This window comes from Kouleothrix sp. (assembly GCF_046328425.1).
Classification (GTDB): Bacteria; Chloroflexota; Chloroflexia; order Chloroflexales; family Roseiflexaceae; genus Kouleothrix.
In genome coordinates this window covers 44,182-56,955 of sequence record NZ_JAXLWP010000021.1, presented here as the reverse complement: position 1 = coordinate 56,955, position 12,774 = coordinate 44,182, and the positions used below count along the sequence as shown (strand labels likewise).

General features: G+C 63.3%; 8 protein-coding genes. 5 read left to right on the top strand and 3 right to left on the bottom strand.

The window, feature by feature from the left end:
* Positions 1-5: 5 nt before the first annotated feature.
* The 3 genes from U0177_RS19155 to U0177_RS19145 form a co-directional block, all read right to left on the bottom strand.
* Positions 6-1,259, bottom strand: a complete 1,254-nt coding sequence (locus U0177_RS19155; protein ID WP_409572268.1) for an MFS transporter — start codon at positions 1,257-1,259, stop codon at positions 6-8.
* Between the two features lie 208 nt (positions 1,260-1,467).
* A complete protein-coding gene (locus U0177_RS19150) occupies positions 1,468-2,955 on the bottom strand; it encodes an NAD(P)-binding domain-containing protein (RefSeq protein WP_409572267.1) in 1,488 nt (495 codons plus the stop codon).
* A gap of 272 nt (positions 2,956-3,227) precedes the next feature.
* A complete protein-coding gene (locus U0177_RS19145) occupies positions 3,228-3,593 on the bottom strand; it encodes an ArsR/SmtB family transcription factor (protein ID WP_409572266.1) in 366 nt (121 codons plus the stop codon).
* A gap of 613 nt (positions 3,594-4,206) precedes the next feature.
* On the opposite strand from U0177_RS19145, the gene U0177_RS19140 reads away from it, so the two are divergent.
* The 5 genes from U0177_RS19140 to U0177_RS19120 all read left to right on the top strand — a co-directional run bounded on the left by U0177_RS19140 (position 4,207) and on the right by U0177_RS19120 (position 12,761).
* The gene (locus U0177_RS19140) at positions 4,207-8,232 is read left to right on the top strand and encodes a response regulator (RefSeq protein WP_409572265.1); all 4,026 of its coding nucleotides are present in this window, start codon (positions 4,207-4,209) and stop codon (positions 8,230-8,232) included.
* Positions 8,233-8,475: 243 nt separating this feature from the next.
* On the top strand, positions 8,476-9,303 hold the full coding sequence (locus tag U0177_RS19135; protein ID WP_409572264.1) for an NADPH-dependent oxidoreductase: 828 nt from the start codon (positions 8,476-8,478) through the stop codon (positions 9,301-9,303).
* A gap of 57 nt (positions 9,304-9,360) precedes the next feature.
* Complete coding sequence (locus U0177_RS19130) at positions 9,361-10,542, top strand: NAD(P)/FAD-dependent oxidoreductase (protein ID WP_409572263.1); 1,182 nt, start codon at positions 9,361-9,363, stop codon at positions 10,540-10,542.
* 409 nt (positions 10,543-10,951) lie between these two features.
* Positions 10,952-11,782 (top strand): DUF1684 domain-containing protein, encoded by an 831-nt coding sequence (locus U0177_RS19125; RefSeq protein ID WP_409572262.1) that lies wholly within the window; start codon positions 10,952-10,954, stop codon positions 11,780-11,782.
* Positions 11,783-12,227: 445 nt separating this feature from the next.
* Positions 12,228-12,761, top strand: coding sequence for a GNAT family N-acetyltransferase (locus U0177_RS19120; protein ID WP_409572261.1), 534 nt, complete (start codon positions 12,228-12,230; stop codon positions 12,759-12,761).
* Positions 12,762-12,774: the final 13 nt, after the last annotated feature.

Genomic DNA, 12,774 nt, shown 5'->3' with positions numbered 1-12,774 from the left:
ATTGGCTAGGATGCCGCTAGTACGGTAAGGCGCGGCTGCTCAGTGCGCAGCACTGCGCCGAACGCCAGGGCAAAAATGAGGATGACGATCCATAGCACTGGCTCGTAACGGCCAAACACCATATAGAGTGCGCCAGATCCGACGGGTGCTAGCGCCTGTGCCCCCGCCAGGAAAAATGCGATCACGCCGTTGATGCGCCCATAATGCGTCTGCCCATAATGTTCGGCCAGAAGCGCCGGCCGCGCGAGCGTCCCGGCTCCACTCGCCGCCCCAAAGAGCGCTACGCCGCAGAGCACCCCGCTCGTTCCCGGCACCATCATCAAAATCAGCACTGCAACTCCCTGGAGCAGCACCAGCACTGCCGCTAGATACGGGTGCGGGATGCGCCGCTCTAAAGGCGCAAACGCCAGCCGCCCTGGAAACTTCATTGCCCCGATGATACTTGCTGCCAGGGCCGCAAAGCGTGCATCATAGCCGTGGTCGAGGAGATAGGGAATAAGATGGATGGTGATCGCGATCGCTGCCAGTGTCGTCAGCGTGAACCCCGTCGTCAGCCACCAGAAGGTGCGGTCACGAAGGGCGGCGCGTACAGAGACATCACGCCGACGCCGTGGCTGCAGCTCGACGTCAGCCAGGTAGGGTTCGCCGTCAACCGAGAGGCCTAGGTCGGCTGGCCGCCGCCGTAGAACAAGCAGGTGCAGCGGGATGGTTCCCACGCCAAGAATGATTGCGAGTACCAAAATCGCTGCCCGCCAACCGAACCGCTCACTCAGCTCGGTTGCCAGAGGAATAAAGATTGTGCTGGCGAACGCGGCCACGAATGTGACAATCGACAGCGCGCGGCTGCGCTGACGGACAAACCAGGTGTTCACCACCACAAACGCGGGCTCGTACAGCAGCATCGCCATCGTGATGCCAATGCCGATCCAGATCAGATAGAACGCGGGGAGCTGGCTGGTTTGCGACCAGGCGAGCACCAGCCCTGTGGCGACACACGCGCCTACTGTCATCAGCAGGCGCGGCCCACGGCGATCCAGCCAGCGCCCGACCAGCGGCGCGGCGATGCCCGAGGCCAGCAGCGCCGCCGACAACGCCCCGGTCATGGCGACGCGCGACCAGTGCAGCTCGTGCTCCATCGCGGGCAGTACCACTGCAAAGGTGTAGTACAGGATGCCCCACGAAATAGTCTCGGTGATGGCCAGGGTGGCGACAATCACCCAGCCGTAATAGAGCCGTCCGTGCGCGAAGCGTGCGAGCATCGTATCTCCCAATCTCTTCGCTGCGCCTCCCGAGCAGCAGCGGGTCGCGCGACAGCTTCTGTGTACGGTTGGCGCGGGGGGCGCGCGCCACAACCGCACACGATACGGAGCATAGTACCGCTCTGCCGCAGGCTGAGCGCGCCAACTGCGTAAGTTCTAGACAAAAACGGCGTGGCCGCAACCACGCCGTTCAGCACCGCGATCGCTATTACGCGCCGCAGCCGCAGCCCCCCTGGCCAGCGGCCTTGGCCTCCGCATCCTTGACGCAGCAGGCATCCGCATCTGCTGGTGCCGGGCCACCGCAACACCCCTCGCTCGCGCCACTTGCGGTGAGCACAAGCTGAAGGTTTTTCGCTGCGGCACGCGCACTCACCGGCGCGAGATTGATCAGACTTACGCCACCGGCAGGCACCGTCTGCAGCGGAGCGCAACAGCCGCCTCCATCGGCGCCACGGTCGACTGAGCAGACGCCGGTCTCGGGCAGCACGAGCTGGACATCGCGGGCGCTCTCCCAGTCGCCCGCCAGCGCCGCAACCACCGAGCGTACCTGCTCGTAGCCAGTTAGCAGCAGGAAGGTTGGCGCGCGGCCGTAGCTCTTCATGCCGACGATGTAGAAGCCCGGCTCCGGGTGGCTCAGCTCGTCGACGCCGTGCGGCGGTACCGAGCCGCAACTATGGATATTCGGGTCGATCAGCGGCGCCAGCGCGCTTGGCGCCTCGACGGCCGCGTCAAGCCCCAGGCGTAGCTCGTGCAGCATTGCAAGGTCGGGCCGGAACCCAGTGGTGGCGATAATCTCATCTACAGGCGCGAGCGACCCTGTGCCATCGCTCACCACGATACCGTCGGCGGTAGCCGTGAGGCGAGTAATCTTGAATCCGGTGACCATCTGCACCCGCCCGGTCTCGACCAGCTCGCGCATGCGCTGGCCCAGCCGCCCGCGCTCTGCAAGCTGGTCGTCGGTACCGCCGCCGTAGAGCTGGAATGTATCGGTGCGCCGCAGTATCCAGGTAATCGCGGTATCGCTCTCCTGCTCAGCCAGCACCCCCAGATCGAGCAGTACGTTGAAGGCTGAATGACCGCTGCCGGCCACAAGCACTCGCTTGCCGGCGTAGCGCGCGCGCTCTGGCCCCAGCACATCAGGAATACCGTAAAAGATACGATCGGCAAGCGCCAGCTCGCCAATGGCTGGGCGCCCATTTGCGCCGAGCGGGTTCGGCTGCGTATAGCTGCCGGACGCATCGATCACCGCTTTGGCCAGCAGATGTTCCGTGCGGCCGTCGGCTGTCTCGACCTCGAGAACAAACGGCGCCTGCTCACGGCCAGGCGTTTTCATTTTGTCGAAGCCGTACCGGGCAACCGCCCGGACGCGCTGCCCGAGGCGCAGGTGCGGTGCAATTGCCGGGAGCGCCGCCAGCGGCGCCAGATACTGCTCGACTACCTCGCGACCCGTTGGATACGTATCGGGAGTGGGCGCTTGCCAGCCAGAGTCCTTCAGTAGGCGCTCGGCGGCCGCATCGACCACGTAGCGCCACGGCGAAAATAGCTGCACATGCCCCCAGGCGAGCATCGATGCGCCGACAACTGCGCCGGCTTCTAGCACGAGTGGCGTCTCACCGCGCTCGACGAGATGTGCGGCGGCGGCCAGGCCGACCGGGCCAGCGCCGACCACCGCCACAGGCAAGGCTGACTGATGCATTGCTTCACTCCTTTAGCACCCGCAGGCGGGCTGATTGATACCAACTCCGTTTGATTACTTGTGTTTTCTTGTGCGGCCCGCCCGGCTTTGCCGGGCGCCGCACAAGAAAACGAAATTTGGGCGGCGAAGCCGCCCCAAACCCAAACAAAGTGTCGGTCATCAAGCGAATTTGATATGATATGGCACATTGCGCTGTATACAGCGGAAGCTCCACTGTATCAACTACCTCAATTATATCGATGATGGTCGATGTAGCGGACAAAAAAAGCGGCTCAGGCCAGATGGTCGAGCGGCTCGAGGATGCGCGAACGCAGCTCAGCTAGCGCCGCGCGATTCACGAAATAATACGCGAACAAGCCATGTCGCTCACAGTCAATCAGACCGGCATCGCGCAGCAGCTTAAGGTGGTGCGAGACAGTCGGCTGTTTGACCGGCAGCGCCGCCTCCAAGTCGCAGACACACACTTGGCCCGGGCTGCCTGCCAGCATTGTCAAGATCTGGATGCGGATCGGATGCGCCAGCGTCAGCAAGGCATCGCTGAACTGCTGTGCGGACTCCGAGCTCAGCTGCTGTTGCTCGCCCTCGCCACAACAGCGCGAGCCTGGCTTTCGCGTGATTGATTCAAGTGTAAGTGTCATTGGATCCTCCATCAGGACGCAGTATAGCAGCTACATCGAAGATTGTCAATGTAGTTGGGGCAATGCTTTCCGATGAGTTTACGCGCGATTAGAAGCTGTCTGAGAGCGGTTTTTCCGCGCTGCGCGCGGAACATGGACACACGATGATCAGCTGCCGCAGGACCATGCACGGCTTCGAGAAGCCGAACAGCGCAACTGCGTAAGCCCTAAAAGAATATACTATACTATACCTCTATCCGTGGTTCCGGATAGACTCTAAGAAGCTGTTTGAAAAGGGTGGTTTGGAGGGAGAAGTCCCTCCAAGTTTCCACTTTTGGCGGTGACCACATTCGTGGCCGCCACCCGCCAGAAGGAAGTGCGAGGGGCATAGCCCCTCGCGCACCCCTTTCAAACGGACTCTAAGTGTGCCAGGGCTCGTGCAACGTCTTTCGGCCTCTCCCCCTATCAGGGCAGGCGAAAACAAATCTGGCGCCGTGGCGTGGTCGCTTTGCGATTGCACCACGACGCTAACAATAATCCCCCTTCCCGAGCATGGAAGAGGGAGGGAAGAGCAGTGAAAGCCGATTTGCACGAGCCCTGCTAAGCGTTCCAAGAAAACAAAGACGAGATGCTTATGCAGTTTCCTACCAATGACGCAAATAAACTTGCCGACGAGAACCTGGCCTTACGCCAGCGCATTGCCGCGCTCGAAGCCGAGCTAGCCACACATGGGCATCAGGCGCGGCCCAGCGCCGATCCCACAGGCGGCCTGCCACGTCTCGACCAGCTATTTGCTCCGGTTCTGGAGCAGCTTCCGGTGGGAGTGTTGATTGCCGCGCCCACTGGCGAGCTGCTGTTCCACAACCTCGAGGCAGCGCGGCTGCTTCGACATCCGCTCTCGCCCAATGCCGACTATAGCGGCTATGCGCAATATGGTGCCCTGCATCCAGACGGACGCCCTTACACGCCCGAGGAGTACCCGATTGCCCGGGCACTGCTGGGCGAAACACTCATCCCAACGGAGGACATGCGCTACCGGCGCGGCGATGGCACCCTGACGAAGTTCGCCGTCAGCGCGGCACCAATCTACAGCGCGGATGGGCAGCTCATCGCCGTGTTCAGCACCTTCCACGATATTGCCGCGCAGCGCGAGACAGACGCGGCGCTGCGCGAGCGCGAGCAGCAGCTGACCAGCGTGATTGAGGCGGTCGACGGCCGTGTCTGGTCGCTCGATCGCGAGCTGCGCCTGCTGATTGGCAACTCGCAGTTTCACCGTGAAGTTCAAACCCTGACTGGCCAGGCGCTCCACGTCGGCGAGAGCATCTGGACGCTGCCGATGCCCGAGGACTGGCGTGAGAGCTGGCACGCTTCGTATGAGCGTGCGCTCGCCGGAGAAAGGTTCAGCGTCGAGCGGCAAGCTGCCGGGCTGACGATTATGTACCGATTTATGCCGATTCGCTCGGCGGACGGGGCCATCAGCGGCGTCACGGTCTTTGGCTTGGATATTACGAAGCAGGTTGACGCTGAGACCGCCCACCAGGAAACCGAGCGTAAACTCGGCGCGCTATTCGAGATACTGCCGGTTGGCGCCTCGATCCTCGACTCCGAGCGCCAGGTCGTCTATGCGAACCCGGCCCTCAGCCAGATCCTGCGTCTCGACCAGGTAGATCTGTCTCACCAAGCGTATCAGCAGCGCCAGTATCTCCGCCCGGACGGCGCTCCTATGGCCGCCGAGGAGTTTGCCAGCGCACGCGTGTTTCGCGAGCAGCAGCCTGTCACTAATGTAGAGACTGGCATTGTCACCGAGGCCGGGGACGCGATCTGGACGAGTGTGAGCGCGGCGCCGGTAGACTTCCTCGATTGGCGCATGGTCGTCGTCACCACCGACATCACCGAGCGCAAGCGCGCCGAGCAGGCTCACGAGCGTGCCACTAAGCGGCTGCGGGTGCTCGCCAAGGCTTCGCGGGCGTTTGCCGAGTCGAACGTTGATCTTGGGGGTGTGCTCGATCGAATCGTGACAATCACGGCCGAAGTGCTGGGCGACGGCTGTGCCGTAAGCCTGGTCTCCGACGATGGGCTGTGGCTCAAGCAGCTCGCGGTCTACGATACCGACTCCGAGCGGCTGCGCCTGCTCCACGAGCACAACGAACACCCGCAGCCGCTCGACGCACCCTTAGCCGGCCCTCGCATCGCCCAGACGGGCCAGCCAATCGTGCTCCCGGTCGTCGACCACGAGCAGTTTCGGGCGAGCGTGCGGCCGGAGTCGCGGGCCTTGTGGGATCAACTTGCCTTCCACAGCATGCTTGGCGTGCCGATGCGCGTGCAAAACCGGTCGATCGGCGTCCTGACGCTGTTCCGCCACCGCCCCGAGCAGCGTCCGTTCGGCGAGGACGACCTTCTTCTCGCCCAGGAGCTAGCCGACCGGGCGGCGCTGGCCATTCATAACGCACGCCTGTTCCAGCATGCACAGAGCGAGATCGCCGAGCGTGAGCGCGCTCAGAAGGCTACCGACCTGCTGCATGTGGCAGGCCAGCTGCTGGCTCGGCCGCTCGGGCTCGATCAGGTGCTTGATACATTGCTCGACGTGCTGCAGCAGCTGATCCCCTACGACAGCGCGAACATCATGCTGCCGGATGATCCAACCGCTTTCCGCGTGCGCTACCTGCGCGGGTACGAGGCGTGGACCGATCCGGAGCGGATAAAAGCGCTGCGCTTTGATCTCTCGCAGCGCCCACCGATCGCCACGATTGTGGAGACCCGGCACAGCTACTTGATCGCGGACACCCGCCAAGATCCAGCCTGGAAACCGATGCTTGGCACCGACCATATTGGGTGCTGGCTGGGCGTGCCGCTGGTTGCCAACCATAAGCTGGTCGGGATCTATTCGATCGATCGACACGAGCCCAGCTCGCTGACGGCGAGCGATGTGCGGCTCGCCGAAACCCTCGCGGCGTCGGCGGCGGCGGCGATCGAGCGCGCCCAGCTGATCGCCGAGCTGCACGACGAGCGCGCCCAGCTGGCTCGGCGGGTCGCCGAGCGCACGGCAGACCTGAGCCTGGCCAATGCCGAGCTGGCGCGCGCGGCGCGGCTGAAGGATGAGTTTCTGGCGAACATGTCGCACGAGCTGCGCACGCCGCTAAACGGCATTCTCGGGCGCAGCGAGGCACTCCAGGAGGAAATCTACGGTCCGGTCAGCGCCAAGCAGATCGAGGTGCTGCAAGGCATCACTGAGAGCGGCCAGCATCTGCTCGGGCTGATCAACGACATCCTCGACCTGTCCAAAGTCGAGGCCGGGCGCCTCACGCTGGAGCACGAAACCCTGGATATCGACATGCTGTGTACGGCCAGCATGCGCATGGTTGCCCAGATCGCCATCACCAAAAAAATCAGCCTGAATACCAGCATCGACGCGGCGGCTGAGCTGATCAACGCCGACGAGCGGCGGCTCAAGCAGATCCTGGTCAACCTGCTTTCCAACGCCGTGAAGTTCACGCCGCGCGGCGGCAAGATCGGGCTGGAGGTGCGCAGCGACGCCGAGCGCCAGCAGGTGAGGTTCACGGTATGGGACACCGGCATCGGCATTTCGGAAGAAGACCTGGCCAGGCTGTTTCAGCCATTCACGCAGATCGACAGCCGCCTGAATCGCGCGCACGACGGCACCGGGCTAGGATTGACGCTTGTGCGCCGTCTGGCCGAGGCGCACGGCGGGAGCGTCCATGTCGAGAGCGTAGTGGGCCAGGGCAGCCGCTTCTCGGTCGTACTGCCGTGGGATCCGGCGGTGCAGCGCGCCGTCCGCCTGGCTACCGCCAGCGTCGTCGATACAACCCAGCCGGCGGTTCGCCAGGCACTGGTGATAGAGGACTCCACTACCGTCGCGGCGCAGCTCTCGCGCTACCTCCAAGAATTGGGCGCCCAGGTCGAGATCTCTTCCTATAGCACCGGCACCGTCGAGCGGGCGATCGCCCTCCAGCCGGATGTGATTATTCTCGACATCCTGCTGCCCGACGAGGATGGCTGGCACGTGCTGAGACAGCTCAAAGCCGAGCCGCGCACCCGCAATATCCCTGTGATCGTCGTTTCAGTGGTCGATACACCCAGGCTTGCGCGCGAGCTTGGCGCGGCCGAGGTGCTGCTCAAACCAATTGACCGCGAGATGTTTGTGACGGCACTGCGCCGCGCGACCACGCGCACAGCCGAGCCTCTGGTCGAGCGGGCGTTGCTGGCAGTACCGCAGCCGGTGGCCCGCCCGCGCCTGCTGCTGGCCGAGGATAACCAGACGAATATTGATATGCTGTTCGAGTACCTTCACACCAAGGGCTACGATGTGACGGTGGCGCGCAATGGGCAGGAAGCCATCGTTTGCGCCCAGGAGGAGAAGCCCGACATCATTCTGATGGACATCCAGATGCCAGGTGTCGACGGATTAGAAGCCATCCGGCGCATCCGCGCGGACGGCGCACTTGCGCATACACCGATCATCGCGGTGACGGCATTAGCCCTGCCGCGCGACCGCGAGCGCTGCCTGGATGCCGGCGCCGACGAGTACATGGCCAAGCCAGTCAGCCTGCGCATGCTTGTGCACACAATCGAAAGCTTGCGCAAGCGGCGTGCCGGGGAGCATAGTCACTCACAAGACGACGCAGCATCACCCGTATCCTGAGGCAGGACTTTGCGAATCGATCAGGCGGTGCATTTATGGGGGTTCGGGGGCGGCGAAGCTGCCCCCGAACTTCGTTTTGCGCTGCCCTGCATAGCTTCGCAAAACGACCGGGGTACAATTAAAATTGATAAATTTAATCAAATATATTAAGATTTATGCGAGCCTGGAAGTGTGTAGTCACGGCTGTGCCGGTGGCTGGGGCGAAGAGCATAGCCGTGCTTGGGGAACGAAAGCGAGATACGAATGGAACCGCAAGTGCTTCCTGATCTGCTGCAGCTGCGCTATGGCGAGCGCAAACCGGCGACACCGCCCGCCTGGCATGCGCTGCTGACAGTGCTGCTGAGTCACCGCTCGGTGCGTGCGTATGCGCCTGAGCCGCTGCCGCCCGGCACGCTTACGGCGCTGGTCGCGGCGGCGCAGTCGGCCGCCAGCTCGTCGAATCTGCAGGCCTGGAGCGTCGTATCGGTCGAGGATCAGGCGCGCAAGGCGCGGCTGGCGCAGCTGGCCGGCGATCAGGCCCATGTTCGCGAATGCCCGCTTTTTCTGGTGTGGCTTGCTGATTTGGCACGGCTGGCGCGCGTGGCCGAACAGCGCAACCTCCCATACGCAGCGCTGGACTACACCGAGATGCTGCTGCTCGCGGCGATCGACGCGACGCTGGCTGCACAGAATGCGGTCGTCGCGGCCGAGGCGCTGGGCCTTGGCACCGTCTATATCGGCGGTATTCGCAACCATCCGCTCGATGTGGCCGCCGAGCTGCGCCTGCCGCCGCGGGTGTTCCCGCTCTTCGGCCTTTGCGTCGGCTGGCCGGACGACGCGCGTACGGCGGCGATCAAGCCACGTTTGCCACAAAACGCGGTGCTGCACCACGAAACCTACGCGCTCGAGCAGCAGGACACGGCGGTCGCGGATTACAACCGGGTGATGGCCGCGTTCTACACCGAGCAGCGCATGAACGTCGATGGCGATTGGGCGGAGCACTCGGCACGGCGGGTGGCCGGGCCACAATCGCTCTCGGGCCGGCACACACTGCGTGAGGCGCTCCAGGCACTCGGCTTCGACTTGCGCTGATCGGCACCCGAGCCTCAGCCCGGCAACTATTTCTATGCGGAAAGGCGACACAAAGCCATGACAACTGCAGAAGTCATCGTGATCGGCGGCGGCGTCAATGGGGCGAGCGCCCTGTTTCACCTGGCCCAGGCGGGTGTAAAGAATATCATTCTCGTCGAGCGGGGCTATTTGGCAGCAGGCGCCACTGGAAAATCGGGTGCGCTGGTGCGGATGCACTACACCAACCCGTATGAAACGCGCCTGGCCTACGAGAGCCTGAAGATCTTCAAGAACTGGGATTGGATTGTCGGCGGCGAGTGCGGCTACACCGCCACCGGGTTTGTCCAGCTCGTTGCGCCGGCATTCGAGCAGGAGCTGCGTAGCACAGTGGCGATGCAGCGCGCGATTGGCGTGGAGGCGCGCGTGATTTCTGCCCAGGAGCTACGCGAGCTAGAGCCGGGCTGCCGCACCGATGACCTGACCTATGTGGCCTACGAGCCCGGCAGCGGCTACGCCGATCCGATCAAGACCTGCTATGGCTTTGTGCGGCGGGCGCAGGAGCTGGGCGCGAGCATCACAACCCACACAACCGTCACAGGGGTACGCCACGCGCACGGCCGCGTGACCGGCGTTGATACCACCGCCGGCCCAATCGACGCGCCTACGGTGGTGTTCGCCGGTGGCGCCTGGTCGAACCAGCTGCTGGGCAGATTGGGGATCGATTGGGGGCTGAAGCCGAATCGCCTGCAGGTCGTGATATTCCGCTGGCCGATCGCGATTGGCCGCGGCCATATGACCTGTATCGACGCGATCAACGACACCTGGTTTCGGCCCGAAAGCGACAGCGGCACGCTGATCGGCGCGGAATGGATTGCGTCGGAGGACTCACCCGACAACTACCGTGAGACGGCCGACCCAGCCGCAGTCGAGAGTGCGCGCGCGCGGCTGGTGGCGCGCTTCCCCGCCATGGCCGAAGCGCCCATGCGCGGGGGCTGGGCCGGCATGGTGATGATGAGCCCCGATGGCCGCCCGATTATCGACCAGGTTCCTGGTATCGCTGGCCTGTTCGTGATAGCTGGCGACAGCGGCACGTCGTTCAAGACCTCGCCGGCGATCGGCAAGTGCTTGGCCGAGTGGATTGTCGATGGCCAGCCGCGCACGGCCGACCTGCAGCCGTTCCGGGCGGCGCGCTTCGCCGAGGATGATCCGTGGGGTAAGGTTGCAACCTACGGCCGGGTCCGGCGAACCGTTTCGCGCTGATGCACTTCCAGCCCTGACTTGTGGCCCGGACTACGCATAGAAATTTCTCCTAGTCAGAGAAAGCGAAGTCGCTCTCGGCCCTCCGCTCGTTGTCATGTTTTTACTTGACTTATTAGATCAAGTATATTAATATTAATCCAGCCATGGCGTCACCCCTTCTTTTGAGGATCTACGCAGCTGGCGTGCTCGGCCTTCTGTCGGCGGGAAAACCGCACACAGAGGCGGCGTTCTCGCCACCATCCATCCTACCGGCCGGCGCCGCCGCAGGGAGAGGCAGCTCGCTCGCGAGCGCACAAGCCACGCGTCTGCTGCATCTCCCAGGCGCTGGCGCTGCATTCTACGGTGAAAGCTCAGACGCTTTCGCGCCAAGGTTTCTGTCAAATCTACCTGTCAGAGAAAGAAACAAGCCATGACAACCAGCACAAGCCTCTATCAAGCTGAGCTTGAAGCCTGGCGTCGCGAGGCCGAGATTCCGTTGCGGCGGGATTGGGTCAGCCTTATTGGACGCTTTGAGCTTCAGCCTGGGAGCTATACGATCGGCTCAGGAGCCAGCAAGGACATTCGACTGCCCGAGGGATCCGCGCCGGCCGATGTCGGCCTGCTGCGTTTTGAAGCCGGCGTGATCACACTCGTGGCCACACCCGGCGCTGGCGTACAACTCAACGGCATACTTCTGGATGAGGCGGCGGTGCTGCGCACCGACGCAGATACAAAGCAGACGCCCGACGTGCTCACCGTCGGCAGCGTCACGTTTTTCATCATCGAGCGCGGCTCACGCACGATCGTGCGCGTGCGCGATGCCAAAAGCCCGGCGCTAGCCGCCTTTCGCGGGCGGCGCTGGTTTCCGATCGACGAAGATTACCGCGTTGAGGGCGTGTTCACCGCATATAACCCGCCGAAGCCGCTCGCGATCACAAACCTGCTTGGCGACACCAGCGCCCAGACCAGCCCGGGCTTTGTGACTTTTACCGTCGGGCAGCACGAACGGCGCCTAGACGCGGTTGGCTGGCGCGACGGCGGGCTGGTGCTGCACTTCCGCGATACCACCAACGGCAAAACCACGTATGGTGGCGGGCGGGCCGTAGTGACCTCGGCGCCCCAGCTTGGGCTCGTGACCGTCGATTTCAACCGGGCCAGCAACCTGCCCTGTGTGTTTACCGAGTTCGCCACATGCCCGCTGCCGCCCGAGCAAAACCGGCTTGATAGTGCGATCGAGGCCGGCGAGCTGCTGCCCAGCTAGGCTCTACGCTCTGAACTCGTGTTTACCTGCGGCACGTCTATATTGCCCGTTGGCGAAGGTAGGGGCGCGGCCATGCCGCGCCCCTACCTTCGCCACGATCTCCTCGCAAGCCATGATGCGCTGTTCGCTTGACCACGTATAGATTGTGATGCACTACGTCAGGGCTCGTGCAACGTCTTTCGAGCCCTCCCCCGTCAGGGGAAGGGGAAACACATCTGGCTGTGAGGTGCAGTCGCGGCGGCGACCGCACCTCACCCCCTCACCCCCTCTCCCGCGCGCGGGAGAGGGGGTGAGGGGTGAGGGCCGACGTTGCACGAGCCCTGTGCACTACGTGGCGAAGCCACGTAGTGCATCACAATAAGAAATTTGGGGGACGGCTTCGCCGCCCCCAAACCCCCACCAAAGTGTACGTAATCAAGCGAATTTAGTATGAAAGGGGAATCCAATGCGCGAGCCAGCGCTAAGCGTTGCCGAGATCATTGAGCCAGCCAGCGTGGAGCAGCTGAACCAAGTGCGCGCGCTGATGCGAGCGTTTGTCGAGTGGAGCCGGCAGCGCTACGCAGCCTATATCGATCAAGTAAACGCCTACTTCGAGGCCAAGGCCTTCAACGCCGAGCTTGATGGGCTGCCGGGTGCCTACGCGCGGCCGCTCGGGCGGCTGCTGCTGGCTCAAATTGATGGTCAGCCGGCTGGCTGCGTCGCGTTTCGACCATTTGACGCCAGTGGCTGTGAGATGAAGCGCATGTTTGTCGCGCCGGCATTCCAGGGGCGCGGGGCGGGGCGAGCGCTCGCCGAGCGCCTAATTGCCGAAGCGCGTGCCAGCGGCTATGCGCGCATGCTGCTCGACACTGGGTTTCTCCAAGTTGAAGCCCAGAACCTCTATCACAGCCTGGGCTTTGTCGATATCGAGCCGTACTACCCGATCCCTGATGCGGCGCGAAGCACCGCGCTGTTTATGGAGCTGCGGCTCGATCGCTGACGACGCCTTTGGA